General features: G+C 39.2%; 14 protein-coding genes. 11 read left to right on the top strand and 3 right to left on the bottom strand.

Features of this window, described 5'->3' with window-relative positions; genetic code table 11:
• The first annotated feature begins 2 nt into the window (after positions 1-2).
• The 9 genes from PO903_RS11510 to PO903_RS11550 all read left to right on the top strand — a co-directional run bounded on the left by PO903_RS11510 (position 3) and on the right by PO903_RS11550 (position 9,027).
• A complete protein-coding gene (locus PO903_RS11510) occupies positions 3-1,067 on the top strand; it encodes a sulfate/molybdate ABC transporter ATP-binding protein (RefSeq protein ID WP_069327179.1) in 1,065 nt (354 codons plus the stop codon).
• 44 nt (positions 1,068-1,111) lie between these two features.
• On the top strand, positions 1,112-2,203 hold the full coding sequence (locus PO903_RS11515) for a sulfate ABC transporter substrate-binding protein (protein ID WP_502921638.1): 1,092 nt from the start codon (positions 1,112-1,114) through the stop codon (positions 2,201-2,203).
• Between the two features lie 221 nt (positions 2,204-2,424).
• Positions 2,425-3,234, top strand: a complete 810-nt coding sequence (locus tag PO903_RS11520) for an MBL fold metallo-hydrolase (protein WP_069327180.1) — start codon at positions 2,425-2,427, stop codon at positions 3,232-3,234.
• Between the two features lie 233 nt (positions 3,235-3,467).
• On the top strand, positions 3,468-4,196 hold the full coding sequence (locus PO903_RS11525) for an amino acid ABC transporter ATP-binding protein (RefSeq protein ID WP_069327181.1): 729 nt from the start codon (positions 3,468-3,470) through the stop codon (positions 4,194-4,196).
• Between the two features lie 49 nt (positions 4,197-4,245).
• A complete protein-coding gene (locus tag PO903_RS11530; protein ID WP_273593477.1) occupies positions 4,246-5,088 on the top strand; it encodes a glutamate ABC transporter substrate-binding protein in 843 nt (280 codons plus the stop codon).
• 115 nt (positions 5,089-5,203) lie between these two features.
• Entirely contained in the window at positions 5,204-5,857 is a 654-nt protein-coding gene (locus PO903_RS11535; protein ID WP_069327183.1) for an amino acid ABC transporter permease, read from the top strand.
• Between the two features lie 71 nt (positions 5,858-5,928).
• Positions 5,929-6,579, top strand: a complete 651-nt coding sequence (locus PO903_RS11540; protein WP_069327184.1) for an amino acid ABC transporter permease — start codon at positions 5,929-5,931, stop codon at positions 6,577-6,579.
• Between the two features lie 119 nt (positions 6,580-6,698).
• The gene (locus PO903_RS11545) at positions 6,699-8,105 is read left to right on the top strand and encodes a sensor histidine kinase (protein WP_273593478.1); all 1,407 of its coding nucleotides are present in this window, start codon (positions 6,699-6,701) and stop codon (positions 8,103-8,105) included.
• Position 8,106: 1 nt separating this feature from the next.
• Complete coding sequence (locus tag PO903_RS11550; RefSeq protein WP_273593479.1) at positions 8,107-9,027, top strand: response regulator; 921 nt, start codon at positions 8,107-8,109, stop codon at positions 9,025-9,027.
• A 111-nt stretch (positions 9,028-9,138) separates the two neighbouring features.
• On the opposite strand, the gene PO903_RS11555 is transcribed toward PO903_RS11550, so the two are convergent.
• The 3 genes from PO903_RS11555 to PO903_RS11565 all read right to left on the bottom strand — a co-directional run bounded on the left by PO903_RS11555 (position 9,139) and on the right by PO903_RS11565 (position 13,276).
• Positions 9,139-9,936 (bottom strand): Cof-type HAD-IIB family hydrolase, encoded by a 798-nt coding sequence (locus tag PO903_RS11555; RefSeq protein ID WP_069327186.1) that lies wholly within the window; start codon positions 9,934-9,936, stop codon positions 9,139-9,141.
• A gap of 30 nt (positions 9,937-9,966) precedes the next feature.
• Positions 9,967-10,968 (bottom strand): lipoate--protein ligase, encoded by a 1,002-nt coding sequence (lplA, locus tag PO903_RS11560; protein WP_273593480.1) that lies wholly within the window; start codon positions 10,966-10,968, stop codon positions 9,967-9,969.
• Positions 10,969-11,584: 616 nt separating this feature from the next.
• Positions 11,585-13,276 carry a methyl-accepting chemotaxis protein gene (locus PO903_RS11565; RefSeq protein ID WP_273593481.1) on the bottom strand — a complete coding sequence of 564 codons (1,692 nt, stop codon included), beginning with the start codon at positions 13,274-13,276 and terminating at the stop codon, positions 11,585-11,587.
• A gap of 511 nt (positions 13,277-13,787) precedes the next feature.
• On the opposite strand from PO903_RS11565, the gene PO903_RS11570 reads away from it, so the two are divergent.
• Both PO903_RS11570 and PO903_RS11575 read left to right on the top strand, forming a co-directional pair.
• A complete protein-coding gene (locus tag PO903_RS11570) occupies positions 13,788-15,185 on the top strand; it encodes an L-cystine transporter (RefSeq protein ID WP_069327189.1) in 1,398 nt (465 codons plus the stop codon).
• A 302-nt stretch (positions 15,186-15,487) separates the two neighbouring features.
• Complete coding sequence (locus tag PO903_RS11575; RefSeq protein WP_273593482.1) at positions 15,488-16,243, top strand: queuosine precursor transporter; 756 nt, start codon at positions 15,488-15,490, stop codon at positions 16,241-16,243.
• The last annotated feature ends 19 nt before the right edge of the window (positions 16,244-16,262 follow it).

Here is a 16,262-nt window from a genome sequence, read left to right on the forward strand (position 1 = left end):
GTATGCATCTGGAAGTTCGTAATTTGGATAAGCATTTCGGACAATTTCACGCTGTACAAGATGTTAGCTTCAATGTACAAAAAGGTCATTTGATCGGATTGTTAGGTCCAAGTGGTGGAGGTAAAACATCGATCTTACGTATGTTAGCTGGATTGGAATCACCGGATAGTGGAGATATTATTTTTCACGGACAAAAAGTCAATCAATTGCCTCCCCAAGAACGTGAGATTGGCTTTGTTTTTCAAAACTATGCGCTGTTCAAACATATGACGGTCTTCGATAATATCGCTTTTGGTCTGACGGTAAAAAAAATGAAAAAGCCTGCGATCAAAGAACGTGTGCAGGAATTAGTAGAACTGACAGGTTTAGCTGGATTTGAACATCGTTATCCGCATCAGTTATCCGGTGGACAACGACAACGGGTGGCTTTTGCCAGAGCTCTTGCCCCTGAACCTCAATTATTGTTGTTGGATGAACCATTTGCAGCGATCGATGCCAAGATTCGGCAAGAACTACGTACATGGCTTCGTGAATTGATTGAACGGGTTGGCATTACATCGATCTTTGTCACTCATGATCAGGATGAAGCAATAGAAGTGGCTGATGAGATTATGATTATTAATGGTGGTCGATTAGAGCAAAAAGGAACACCATGGGATATTTACAAACAACCATCCACACCTTTTGTAGCTTCATTTATTGGAGAATCTACGATTGTTGATGAAGTTTCTTTACTAAAAGGATTTGACCATGAACAATCTCATCCAGGTATTCATGCCTTGATTCGTCCTGAATATATTGAAGTGGGACATGCTAGCGAGTTCCCTTTCTTATCTGCTACAGAGAAAGGAACCGTAAAACATCTACATTTTCGCGGCAGTCAGTGGTTGGTCGAAGTACAGGTCGGTCAGCATTCATTGATCACATATCGTTCACTGGAAAAAGAAACATTAGAAATTGGACAATCAGTACATGTGATGGTGCATCGGGCATATCTATTTAATGATCAAGAAAGCTGGATTGCTGAAAATCGTCTCAAACAAGATACCTTATCAATGTTTATTTAACCAAAGGATCTCAGCCCGTTCTGTGAACGTGGGAAAGGAAGGGATTGGGCTTGAAAAACAATCGTTTGAATATAAGGATAAAGCGTAATGAGATATTGCTGTCTGTATTGCTTATAGTAAGTGTGATCTTATCTGCATGTGGTAATCAAAGCGATACCGAATCTACAGCTTCAGCCAGTGCCGTATCTAATGATGGCAAAGATATTACACTTGTGATCGGTGCGTACAGTGTGGCTAAAGATGCAGTCGGAGAGATTTTACCCAAATTTCAAGCTGAATGGAAAGCCAAAACAGGGCAAAATGTAAAATTCCAAGAATCGTACGAAGCTTCTGGTACACAAGCCCGTGCTATTGCAGGTGGATTTGAAGCGGATGTGACCTTATTATCGCTTGAAGGCGATATTGATAAATTAGTCAAAGCAGGGCTAGTCAAAGATACATGGAGAGACGAGCCGCATAAAGGAATGATTACACGCTCTATTGTTGTATTAGGCACACGTGAAGGGAATCCACTCGGTATTCATAATTTCAACGATCTGACCAAGCCCGATGTCAAAGTATTGTATCCTAATCCCAAAACATCAGGGGGGGCACAATGGGATATTAATGCGATCTACGGTGCAGGACTCAAGCAATCTGAACGGGATGAAGGCAAAAAAGATCCTGTAGCAGCCAAAGCTTTTTTACAAGCTGTACATCAAAATGTAGAGTCCTTGGATAAAAGTGGACGTGCATCTATGGCGGCATTTGAATATGGTGTGGGCGATGTGATTGTAACGTATGAAAATGAATTGTTAGCACGGATGGCACAAGGGGCTAAGTATGAAGTCGTTATACCTGACGATACAATACTTATCGAAAATCCGGCAGCTGTTGTAGACCAATATGTTGATGAGCATGGCACACGTAAAGTAGCTGAAGCTTTTCTTGCTTACTTATGGACACCTGAAGCTCAAGAAGTATTTGCAAAGCATGGATTTCGCCCGGTTAACGAACAGGTGATGGCAAAACACATAAGTGAGTATCCTACACCTAAAGGATTATTTAATATCGATTATCTAGGTGGTTGGAGTGAAGTACGGAAAAATCTATATTCTAGTCGTGGAATATGGTATCAGGTTCTAGCTGGCATATAAAATAGCAGAAATAGATTTTATTCAGTGGTAAATACAAAAAACTTCTTTACGTGAAGCTTATTTCACGCTTAAAGAAGTTTTTTTGTGGGTAAAAGCAGAACAAGGACTAAATACCTTACCTTTTTAACTAAGTCAAAGGTCACGATTAATATGTCGAAAGATACAAGAAAATGATATACTGTACGATATTAGATAGCAACGCTCAAGGAGAGAATATAATAATGAACGGAAGAGTAGATCGATTAACATTTTTGGGGACAGGCGATGCAATGGGAGTACCTAGAGTATACTGCGAGTGTACCGTATGCGAAGAAGCACGAAGTGGTGGAATGAATCGCCGTCTGCGTTCTTCTGTGCTTGTCGAAGGAATCGGGGGAGATTTCTTAATAGACTGTGGGCCTGATTGGCGCACACAGATGGAAATGATTAATCGCCGTGCAGATATCACCGATATTGTTGTGACGCATGCACACTTTGACCATATCGGTGGTTTACCTGAATGGGCAGATGCTTGTAAGTGGCAACAATTAAAAGGGAGATTATTTGCCCCACAAGAAGTTTTGGATATGATCAGCAAGCAATTTCCATGGATTAGCAGTCATATTGAATTTATAGCAAACGATCAAGGAATGGAACTCAATGGCTGGAGTATTACTCCATGGAAAGTACATCACGGACATAACGGTTATTCTTATGCGTATCGTTTTGAAAAAAATGATTTTGCATGGGTGTATTGCCCGGATGCGATAGGACTAAATGACACACAGAAGAAGCCTCTGCATATGTTAGACTTGTTGATTTTGGGAACAAGCTTTGTACATGAAGAAACAGAATATGCTACTCGTTCTGTATACGATATGCGTGAAGCGGCTGAATTGGTAGATGAAGTGGTTCCTTCGGAAACGATCTATACACATATGTCTCATTATGTGGATTTGCGTGAAGATTTGAACCTGGCTCCAAGTATCAGTGTGGCTCGCACAGGAATGACAGTCGATCTGGGCAATTATTCTTCATTACTATCCGAATAATAACGATATTGCGATTACACTTATATAGCATAACCAGCATGAACCGATAGATTGTCTATCGGTTTATTTGCATTTTTAGGATCATTATTTAGAATAAAACAGAAATTTAAAATAATTTCTTGTAGGATTATGTAGTTTTACATAGGTGTAGGTTAAGATTATATAAAATGTAAGTATAACTAACAAGAGAAATATAATATATACTATTTATGGAATTTAAAAGGAGGAATATAATGATTACCTTCCATGAAGTTAACAAGTTCTATGGAGATTTTCAAGTGTTGACTGGAATTAACCTTCATGTCAAACAAGGAGAGGTAGTTGTTGTACTCGGACCTTCCGGTTCTGGTAAAAGTACAATGCTACGATGTATCAACCGTCTTGAAGATACAAGTAGTGGAGAATTAACAGTGAACAATGTAAGGGTAGATGATCGCAAAACAGACCTCAATAAGTTACGTCGCAAAATCGGTATGGTTTTTCAGCATTTTAATTTATACCCTCATAAAAAAGTAATTGATAATATTACCCTCGCACCGATCAAAGCACTAGGTGTATCCAAAGCGGAAGCCGCAGAGACCGCTATGTATTATTTAGAAAAAGTCGGTATCGCTGAAAAGGCAAATGCGTATCCTTCACAATTATCAGGCGGACAGCAACAGCGTGTTGCTATCGCTAGAGGACTTGCTGTCAAACCCGAAATTATGCTGTTTGATGAACCAACCTCTGCCTTAGATCCTGAGATGGTTGGTGAAGTGCTTGATGTGATGAAAGCACTCGCCCGGGAAGGAATGACGATGGTTGTAGTTACTCATGAAATGGGATTTGCTCGCGAAGTCGCAGACCGCGTCATCTTTATGGATCAAGGTAAAATTGTAGAAGAAGCCACGCCGGAAGAATTCTTTTCCGCTCCCAAAGAAGAACGTGCTCAATTGTTCTTGAGTCGTTTATTGAATCACTAATTCTGTTATTTGTATCCACCAATATAAAAAAAGAAAAGGGGATTTACTTATGAAAAATCACAAAAGATACAATGTTAAAAAATTAGCGATGTTGTTAGCATGTATGGTAGCTATTGTTACAGTACTGGGAGCATGTAGCGTAACCAAGCCAACGTCCTCTTCTACAGCAAGTTCTAACGCATTATTAGATCAAATTAAAGAACGTGATAAATTGATCGTAGGCGTAAAATACGATACTAAATTATTCGGTCTCAAAAACCCATCTACAGGTGATGTAGAAGGATTCGATATTGATATAGCTCATGCTTTAGCAAAAAGTATTTTAGGTGATGCAAGCAAAGTGGAGTTCAAAGAAGTAACATCCAAAACACGTATTCCGATGCTTAATAATGGTGATATCGATATGGTTATTGCAACGATGACGATTACCGATGAGCGTAAAAAAGAAGTTGATTTCTCGGATGTTTATTTCCAAGCGGGACAATCATTGTTAGTGAAAAAAGGTAGCCCGATCAAAGGTATTGAAGATGTAACCGCAGATACAACAGTACTTGCTTCTAAAGGTGCAACATCAATCAAAAATATTGAAGAAAAAGTACCGGGTGTCAAAGTATTGGAATTTGATAATTATCAAGATGCATTTAATGCACTTAAAGCAGGTAAAGGTGATGCTTTAACTACCGATGATGCGATTCTATATGGTATGTCTGCACAAGATCCTGGTTATGAAGTTGTGGGTAAACCATTTACAGATGAGCCTTACGGTATCGCTGTGAAAAAAGGGGAAACCAAAGTTGTTGAAGCGATCAACAAAGCACTGACAGATATGAAAGCTGACAAATCATATAATGAGATTTATAAAAAATGGATTGGTAAAGAGCCAACAACCTAAATCGTGATCTGTTCAAGCGATCATTAGTAATGCATACAGAAGGTGGGCAACCGGCAATCGTTGCCTACCTTTTTTGTTTGATCATGTATACACAGGCTAAGGAGGTACAGAAAATATGTTGGACTTTTCGATTCTCACCGAGTATTTCCCTTTATATTTGGAAGGTTTTCTAAATACAATTAAAGCGAGCGTATTGGCATTGATCGGTAGCTTTTTATTAGGAACAGTAATTGCTATTTTCCGAATTAGCGGTGTAAAGCTATTGCAATGGTTCGGTACAGCGTATGTTGAATTTATACGAAATATTCCTATTTTGATCGTCGTTTTATTTTTCTCATGGGGACTTCCTTCGATCGGTGTGAAATTAGATGGTTTTGCCGCAGGAACATTAGGCTTAACGGTATACACATCAGCCTTTATAGCTGAAGCGATCCGTGCAGGGATTCAATCGGTTCCTAAAGGGCAATCCGAAGCTGCACGATCTGCGGGAATGACGTATATCCAGACGATGATTCATGTGATATTGCCACAAGCGATTAAGCTAGTCATTCCACCGCTTAGTAATCAGTTTATCAATTTGATCAAAAACTCTTCAGTACTTACAATCGTAGCGGGTCTTGATCTGATGTACTTCTCAGATAAAATCAGTAGCGAAACGTATGTCATCTTCAGTACTTATATCTTTGCAGCGATGTTCTATCTTGTACTGACATTACCAATGAGTTATGGGGCTTCTGTATTGGAACGTAAATGGGCGAAAAATTCATAATTTCTTCTACCCTAATCGAATGAAGATAGACCTCAGAAGTCAGAGTCAGATGAACCAAAGGAGGGCAATTGATGGATTTCATAGGAGCATATTCACCGGATAACTTGCGCTTTCTTATGGAAGGGCTGAAAATAACACTTTTTGTTGCCTTTATTGCGATTATACTTAGCTTTGTGATTGGTTGTATTGTAGGAACGATTCGTTATGCCAAAGTCCCCATTTTATCACCGATATTAATGGTTATTGTTGAAGTCTTGCGTAATTTGCCATTATTGCTTATTATTTTGTTTGTACAGTTCGGTTTGCCAGAGATTGGGATCAAAATGACGATCACATTCGGTGCTATTGTAGCGCTGACTGCCTTCGAAGCTTCGATGATCTCAGAGATTGTTCGTGCAGGGCTAACATCGGTTCCCAAAGGACAAGTAGAAGCTGCACGTTCTTCAGGGCTTACGCAAATGCAAACGTTATGGCATATTGTATTGCCTCAAGGATTACGTAAAATGGTTCCACCATTAGTGAGTCAATTTATTTCGCTTCTTAAAGATACCTCATTAGCGGTTATTATTTCGTTAGCTGAATTGGTACACAATGCACAGATTATTATGGGACAAAATTCTAATTATCCGATTCCAATCTTATTATTGATCGCTGTGATCTACTTTGTGATCAATTATGCACTATCGCTAATTTCCAAACGATTAGAAACAAAAACAGCTTAAATTCGGCAAAGATATCGACGATGTAAATCACCGGTTTCCGCAGGGGAGCCGGTTTTTGGTATGTGAAATCAAGATTTGTTATCGATTTGTAAAAGTATACAGCCTGAAAGGGAAAATGTATGATACCATATAAACAATTTCATAAACCTTTTTATCGCATATGGAACAAACTTAAGTATGCATTGTCCTATCATCAAGTCGCAGCAGAAACCAGTTCCAGAGGAGCGGAAGGACGGATGGCGACTTTTTTTAAAAATGAAAAAATCCAGATGCTTACTGTAGCGATCGGTACAGCAGTAGCCGGTGAATTCAAAATCAATCCAGTACAAGGTGATCTATTTCGGATCGGTCTAGGTGGTAGTGCTTTTCTATTATTGATGCTACTCATGAATCGGCTTCCGTATTTGCGAACAGGGATATTTACAGCTTTAACAGTGGTTGTTTTTCGTATGATGTTGGACTTTATTTCGGCTCCGCATCTATTCTCTATAGATGAGAGTGCACGTGTGCATACATCAGCAGGTTTGTATTATATGACGTTTGCGATTGGTATGTTTTGTATTCAAAGTCGATTAACCCGAATGAACCTATTGCTGCTAAGTGGAGTGACGGCTTGTATTGATTTTGGCTCCAATACGATTGAAATGATCTGTCGCTGGATTCTTACAGGTAGTGAGATTATGATTCCAGCAACATGGGGTTATATTTTTCTAGTCGCTGTGATTCGTGGCTTTTTTACAACAGGATTATATAGCAGTATCTCGGTGAGCCAGATTCGTGCTCTTCATAGTGAACAGAAGAAGCGGATGGAACAGATGTTAGCTGTAAATGCGGGTCTGTATGGTGAAGTGTTTTATTTACGCAAATCGATGGATACGATCGAGCATCTAACCAGCAGTAGTTACCGCTTATATATGGATATGAAGCGTGAAGGTCTCACCGAGTATAGTCAACGACAACTGAGTATTACCCAGGAAATACATGAAGTCAAAAAAGACTCTCAACGTATCGCCGCTGGATTGCTCAAATTATTTGATCAAAAATCACAGACTGCTTTATCCCTATTTGAAATACTGGATTATACAATAAGAGGTAATCGCAAATATGCGACAATGTTAGCAAAAAAAGTGACGTTTACAGCTCGCTTAGAAGTGAATTATATTACTTCTGAATATATTCCATTACTGACGATACTGAATAATTTGACATCCAATGCTGTTGAAGCGTTAGACGAAAGTGGTTCGATCGAAGTGAGCGTGTGGGAACAAGGGCAAGATACGATACTCACTGTCTATGATTCGGGTAAAGGGATCGACCAGCAAGCACGTGAATTGATTTTTGAACCTGGTTTTACGACTAAGTTCGCTCAAGGTGGAAGCGCAGCTACAGGAATAGGGCTTTCTCATGTGCATGATATTGTATGTTCGCTAGGAGGAACGATCCAACTACAAGAAGCAGAAGATACCGTTTGGCAGACGATTTTTGAAGTGAAATTACCAACGTTATTGTTGAAAAAGGGGGAATAAGATGGCTTTATCTTTTTGTATTGTAGATGATGATCCAGCAACTCGTGCTATGCTTGAGAATATCATCAAAGAAAGTCAGCTTGGCGAAGTGATCGGTACAGCGCGAGGTGGAGAAGAAGGTACACGTATTATTTTGGAGACGCATCCTGATGTGGTCTTAATCGATTGGTTGATGCCCGATCAAGATGGATTAGAAACGATTATGCAATTGAAGCGTCAAGGTTATCATGGCAAATACGTGATGATCTCACAGATCGAAAATCAAGAAATGGTTGGCGAAGCTTATCAATCTGGGATTGAATTTTTTATTCGAAAGCCTATTAACCGTATTGAAGTTGAATCTGTTCTTTCCCGAGTGACCGAGCATACAGAGATTAAACACTATTTGAATGAGTTAAAATCTTCTTTGTCCAAACTCGATACACTCAGTCAGTTCTCGCCCAATACAGCGTCTTCCACATCAATAAAACCACGAACTGTAGATGATATGGTGCGACCGATTTATATGAATCTAGGCATTGTTGGCGAATCCGGTTGTGGTGATTTGACAGCGATTATGGAAATATTACTGGAACAGCAGGGAAAACCGGGTTCATTCCCACCGCTGCGACAATTGTATGAAGCCGCAGCTGGCCGTTATAAGCATACGCCGCGTGAAGTGGATAAAGAAGCTAAGGCGATTGAGCAACGTATCAGAAGAACGGTCACAACTGCACTTAATCATTTAGCATCTATAGGGCTGACAGACTACGGCAATCCTAAGTTTGAACATTATGCTCCGCTTTATTTTGACTTTGAAGATATTCGTGCCAAAATGAAAGAGATTGATGAAGAACGGGATGATGGTAAAAGCAAAGTCAGTATCAAAAAGTTTTTGCAAGTCTTGTATCTAGAAGCATTGGATCAGATGAAAAATAGATAAATGAAGAGTATGTAAAAAAGCACCTTCCGAAGAGTATAGGATTATCTAGCATATATTACGCAGATGATCCTATACTCCTTGGCAAGGTGCTTCTTTGGTAGCTATTACAGATTAAGCGTTAAGAATAAATTTCTCAATCACTTCTTTAACACCGTCTTCGTTATTGCTAGCTGAAATATAATCAGCGATATCTTTGAGCGGTTGAATGGCATTACCCATCGCTACGCCTAGACCTGCAACTTCTAACATTTCATGATCGTTCCATGAATCGCCTACAGCAATTGCATCTTTTAGATCACAATTGAAATAATCAGCAAGGAAAGTAAGCGCTGCGCCTTTGGTTCCTTCTTTGTGCATAATTTCAAGGAATTGAGGTTTGGACTTGGTAATATGAACACTATCGCCAAGCAATTCACGTAAGATCGGTTGTAATTCGTCCAAGAATGCAGGATCGTCAATAATTAGCATCTTAGGCGTAGGTTGCTCGATCAATTTGTTGAAATCCGGTTCGATATGATACTGAGTACCATTCAAAGTTGCATAATCAATCAAATGTTGATTGACTTCACGAGCATATAATTTATCATCAATATAGGTTTGCAAATGTAAATTATGTTCGATGCAATATTCGAATAATTTACGAGCAGCTTCGATCGGCACATAACGCTCATACAATACTTTTTCATCCATCAAGTTTTTGACTAAAGCCCCTTGATACGTAATGATCGGTACATTAAGACCTGTTTGACGAGCGATAGCTTGAGCAGACGCATACGCACGACCTGTTGCTAGTGTAACAACCACATCTTTAGCGACAGCTTGTTCTAGAGCCGTCTGTGTAGCCGGTGTAACTTCTTTATTATCGTTGATCAGTGTATCATCAATATCGATTGCGATTAATTTATACATGTAGGTAACTCTCCTTTTATCTATCTCATTCTAGTCTTGCAAAAATACCAATCCCACAAACTCTTCTAATTCAATATTTCCAAAATAGTGCTTAATATCTGTACCTGCCAAAGCAGTCTGAACGGCACTCTCTTCATAACGCTGACCACGTAATTTGTTTTCAATATCAGTCACATCGCCTATACCGAAAAAGTCACCATAAATTTTGATCTCATGAATATGACCATCTTTGATATCCATACGTAGATCAATAATCCCTACAGGGAATTTGCGAGTGTGCTTGATATTGGATTCTGGTGATTGTCCATAATTCCAATCCCAATTGCGATAACGTTCCGCCGAGATTTCATGGATTTTTTTCCAATCGTCTTCTGTCAGTACATATTGAGGAACTTCTGAAGGTTCTACACCAAAAATATGACGCAAAATATCGTCACGGAATTGATTCATGGTTAAAGGTTTTTCCAAAAATTCAGTAATATTAGCGACACGACTGCGTACTGACTTGGTGCTTTTTGATTTGAACTTTTCTGGATTCACTTTAAGCGCAGATTGCACATTATCCAGTTCTGAATCAAACATCAGTGTACCATGGCTAAACATCCGTCCACGTGTCGAAAATTGAGCATTGCCTGAAATTTTGCGTTCGCCCACTTGAAGATCGTTACGTCCTGATAATTCGGCATTCACGCCAAATTGGTGTAATGCTTCCACAACAGGCTGGGTAAATTTACGGAAATTATGGAACGATTGACCGTCATCTTTGGTCAAAAAGCTAAAACTTAAGTTGCCTAGATCGTGATACACTGCTCCACCACCGGACAGACGACGTACCACATGAATATTGTTTTCTTTGACATATTCAGCGTTAATCTCTTCGATCGTGTTCTGATGTTTACCGATAATGATCGAGGGTTCGTTAATATAAAAAAGCAGGTAGCTATCATCCATTGGCAAATGTTTCAGTACAAATTCTTCGATTGCCAGATTGATGGTTGGATCGTGAATTCCCTGATTATCAATAAAAAGCATGATTCTTCCTCCGTTTGTACTCATCATTAACAGATTTTTATCAAAAAGATGATAAATAGCCTGCTTTCTTATTGTAAACCAAACATTATGAAAATATAAGGGGGAAGGATTGAAGGGGCGGAGTGGGAGAGCTACGGGGATCGGTTCTTCTTGTCGTCGCTGTTGTAAAGGAATCCCTTGAATAACCGCTGGGCGGTAGGGATTCCTTTACAAAGGCGAGCGCTTCGCTCTTTCAGAAGAACCGATCCCCTCCGCAACTGTAGTTAGAGAGGCAATCCTAGTCCCAGGGGAGGGAGGAGTAAAAAAGAGTGCTTAGAGATACGGAGTAAGAAGTGCGAGAAGAGATTAGATTGGTTAGGAAGTTTAAGGATGATGAAGTGGTGGATTGGCGAAGGGAAAGGTGAATAGTAAAAAAGATAAATTTAAGAGGTAAAGATACAAGAGATCGTGGTGGGAATTAGTAAAGGAATAGGAAGGATGTGACTTTTTGAGGAGAGTAGTGAAAGCAGGAGAATTATGAAAAAAAGTAGGTAGCGGTATTAGTATGAAGAAAGCCAGTATAAGCTCGGGGAGCTATACTGGCTTGGGAATTTTTTGAGTAGGGAATGGGATGGAGTTAGATTTTGAATTTGCTGACGATGTTTTGTAGGGATAGGGCTTCGTTGTTGAGTTCGCGCATGATTTCGACGTAGGCTAGCATTTCGCCGGATTGGCGGTCAGCGTTTTTGGCGATTGCTTTGACGTTGGTTAGGGATTTGTGAGTGATTTCGGCAGTTTCATCTACAGAAGCACTGACTTCTTCAGAACCGGCTGAGATTTCTTGAGTTGCCGCTGAAGCAGATTGAACCGTTTGGTTTGCTAGTTGCATCATTTCCACAAAGCGATTGAACGCATCACCTGCTTGTTGTACTAATTCTGTTCCTGATTTCACTTCATTAGTCACGCTATCCATCGATTCGGTGGATTTTTGAGATTCTTGACGAATCGATTCGAGTGCTTCTTCGATCTCGTAGGTAGATGCACGAGATTGTTCGGCAAGCTTGCCTACTTCTTGAGCGACGACTGCGAAGCCACGACCATGCTCGCCTGCACGAGCTGCTTCAATCGAAGCATTCAGGGAAAGCATACGGATTTGTTTGGTGATATCGCTCATTGCTACCAGAATCTCACTGATCGATTCCGAACGTTCGATTAATGTTTGTACAGATAATTTGGTGTCCATAACTGCTTTTTCAACAGATCCCATTTGAGTGACTGCTTGTTGAGCCATTTGGTTACCAGTGATTGCACTATCTGAAGCATCACCGATTTGTTCTGAAATTTCAGCTGTAGATGAAGCGATATGCTGGATACCGGTTGTGATTTCTTCCATTGCTCGTGCATTTTCAGAAGTCGTATTAGCAATCATTTCACTACCGGATTCAATACTGGTCACGGATTGAACTGATTGATCGACCATACGTTGCATTTTATTTAATCGTGTAGTTAACGCTTCTGTACCGACAGCTACTTTATCTGAGCTATCTAAGACTTGATGCACCATCGTGCGTAAGTTTTCTGTCATTAAGCGGAATCCACGAGCTAATTGAGCAATCTCATCATTACCTGTCATTTTGATATCTTGTTGTAAATTACCTTCTGCAACGAGGCGAGTATGACGAACAAGACGTGCAAGTGGAAGGGTGATTTTACGGCTAAATTTGTAAGCGACCCATAGACATACGGCAAGAGCAACAATAGCTACAATCACTGTAGTCCAGATCAGATTCGAAATAATACTATTTACAAAGCTAGCATCCATACTCGCTGCTACAATTACCGAACTACCGGGTACACGATAATAGTAGGTAACTGTAGAACCAGCATCGGTCTGATAAAGGTCTGTTAACAGTTTGCCATCAGTCATCGCTTTATTGATATTGTCGCTTAGTTGAACTTCTTGTTTATCTTTGAAATTTTTGGAGCTATTGGCTACTGCTTCTACAACAGCTTTGGTATCTTCAATTCGAAGTAAGTATAGGTTATCTAGTTGGTAAGCTTGAAGTTGGGTTTCTAAGTATGTTTCGATTTTCATAATTTCGCCACTGTTTCCCTGAGCGGCTTGCATAGCTTGTGTGCTGTCCATGCCTTTGATAATACCATCCATCGCAATATTCAAGACCTGACGGAATTGAGGAACTACATTTTGATTAATTATTCTTTGAGTCATAAAGAAAAAGAAAAGACTGAGTACAATACATACTGCTACTATCAGTGCAGCGAACGTCACCATAATTTTACGACTGATAAATTGATTGATTCTAAACATGCAAACTTGCCCCTTCCCATACTTGAAAAACAGTTACTTTTCTCTCATCCAACATGTAGCTATCTACAGATACAATCAAACTTTTAGCGACGTGACAAAATGTGACACAGAGTCTTATCTGATTCCCATCGAAATATGAAGCAACGTGTATAGTATTTTGAATATTTTAAGCAAAAAGAACTATATTTATTCGACTCCTCCCGGTATTCATCCTATTTCAACAGGTTTTCCTGTAAATATGACATGAATAATTGCGCATATGATCTTAAAGTACTGAGTAAAAAGATTCAAATAATTATCTATATTATATCAATCGACCACTGTTTGAATAGGTATTTTTTCATTTAATTAGTCATAAAACTAATTTTTTTCTATAAAAAGTGCAAAAAATGTAGAAAATACATGTTAAAACTATCTTACAAATAACCCTACCTGTTTACTCGACATTATGCTAAAATGAAATGCGACTCAATATTCAGGTCACTACATATATATCAAAAGGGGTGTCAAAATGAATGTTTTGCTAGTTATTGTGAATATAGCTGTTCTGGTCTTACTGATTGTTTTATTAGGTTGGATGCAGAAAAAGCATATTTCATTTACAAAGAGAGTATTTACTGGCTTGATCCTGGGGATTGCATACGGCGTAGTATTGCAATGGATTTATAGCCCAGATTCAGAAGTCATTTCAGATTCGATGGAATGGTTCGATCTGATAGGTAGTGGCTATGTTGGGTTACTTCAAATGGTTGTTATTCCACTGATTATGGTCTCGATCATTATGGCGATCCTGAAGCTAAGTGGTAAGCAAAATCTTGGTAAAATCAGTGGTTCTATTATAGGTGTATTGTTATTTACGACAGCGATTGCTTCAGCGATAGGAATTACAGTAGCACTTGGATTCAATCTAACGGCTCTGGATATTCCAGCAGGTGAAGCTGAACAACAACGTGGCGTGATATTGCAAGAACGTCTAGGTGATGTCGAAGATATGTCATTGCCTGCACAGTTACTAGAATTTATTCCGACTAATCCTTTTGCAGATATGACAGGATCTCGTCGTTCTTCTACATTAGCAGTCGTTATTTTCTCCGCTTTTGTTGGAGTTGCAGCACTGGGTCTTATACGCAAAAATCCAAAACAAGGTGAAATGTTCCAGAGCATGATGGGAGCGATCTACGGGGTAGTGATGCGAATGGTCACCATTATTCTACGTCTAACACCTTATGGTATTTTAGCGCTTATCGCCAAAATGGTTGCCACGACAAGTGGTCAAGAAATACTGAAATTGATTAACTTTGTACTGGCTTCTTATGTGGCTTTGATTGCAATGTTTGTTGTTCATCTCATCATTCTAGCGATCTCAGGTCTTAATCCAATTCAATATGTGAAAAAAATTATTCCAACACTTACTTTTGCATTTACTTCTCGCTCTAGTGCAGCGACGATCCCGATGAATGTAGAAACGCAAACGAAAAAGTTGGGTGTATCGGAAGGTATTGCTAACTTATCTGCGAGCTTTGGAGCTACTATCGGGCAAAATGGTTGCGCAGGTATTTATCCATCAATGCTTGCGATTATGATTGCACCAATGGCAGGTGTGAATCCGTTAGACTGGCAGTTTATTTTGACATTAATTGCAGTGGTAACGGTTAGTTCTTTGGGTGTAGCTGGGGTTGGTGGTGGAGCAACATTTGCAGCATTGATCGTATTATCTACCATGAATCTACCAGTCGCTTTAGCAGGATTGTTGATTTCTGTAGAGCCTTTAATCGATATGGGACGTACAGCACTGAATGTTAGTGGTTCGATGACTTCAGGTGTACTCAGTAGTAAATGGTTGAAAGAACAAAACAAAGACGTTTACAACCAACCAGATCGTGATCTCGATACTGCGGAAGCTTCATAATTCATAAATTTTAATCTATTGTAGTGTACATTGAATAACAGATAAACATTCAAAAGTCTATTCCTTATCATTATGAATAAGGAGTAGACTTTTTGGGCTTTATTGGAGTGTTTGCGTTGATATGACGACTGTTATTTTCAATTCAAAAGAAGATCCATATCGATAATGACATATCATTTATGGAAAAATTAGTGATAATAGTTGGCAGCTTGCTTGCTCATATGATAAAGTAAAACAGGTTTTCAGTGATTGATCCGCGGTTCGTAACCATCCCGCGTTATCAAAACTAGGGGGAAAAGGTCATGTTTAATATATGGTGGGGTATTTTATTTGTTATCGTTAATTATGGTTTGTTTACATTATGTTATCGATTATTTGGGATTAAAGGGATGTATGCTTGGATCGGGGTTGCTACAGTATTAGCGAATATTCAAGTTATTAAAACGATTGAATTATTCGGGATAGCAACAACACTAGGTAATACGATGTATGTCAGTATGTATCTAGCAAGTGATCTATTGAACGAACGATTTGGACCGAAAGTAGCGCGCAAAGCGGTTTGGTTTGGATTTTTCACTTTAATTATGACGACGATTGTTATGAAAATGGCTTTGACTTTCAAAGTTTCTGGAATTGAAGATGCAGATAATGCACAAGTCGCCTTAACGACTATTTTCGATCAATTACCTACATTGGTAGTAGCCAGTCTATCTGCTTATCTAATCAGTCAATTTCTAGATGTACGTCTGTATACGTGGTTGCGTCAATTATTTCCTGCACCGCATCAATTATGGATACGTAATAACGGAAGTACGATGATTAGTTCGTTTGTAGATACACTTGTATTTTGTAGTATTGCTTTCTTAGGTGTATACGACTGGCAAGTGTGGATTGAAATTTTCTTAACGACATATATTCTTAAATTTGTACTGACAGCAGCAGGAACACCATTTTTATACCTTGCGCGCAGTATGAAAGTAGCCGAAGAAGATAAGCCATTAATGATTAGTTATCAAATTGCCAAAGATAAAGAAGAACAAACTCAAGAACAAGAATGAACAAAATAAGCTTATAGCA

Source organism: Paenibacillus sp. PK4536, from assembly GCF_028594455.2.
Taxonomy (GTDB): Bacteria; Bacillota; Bacilli; order Paenibacillales; family Paenibacillaceae; genus Saccharibacillus; species Saccharibacillus nuruki.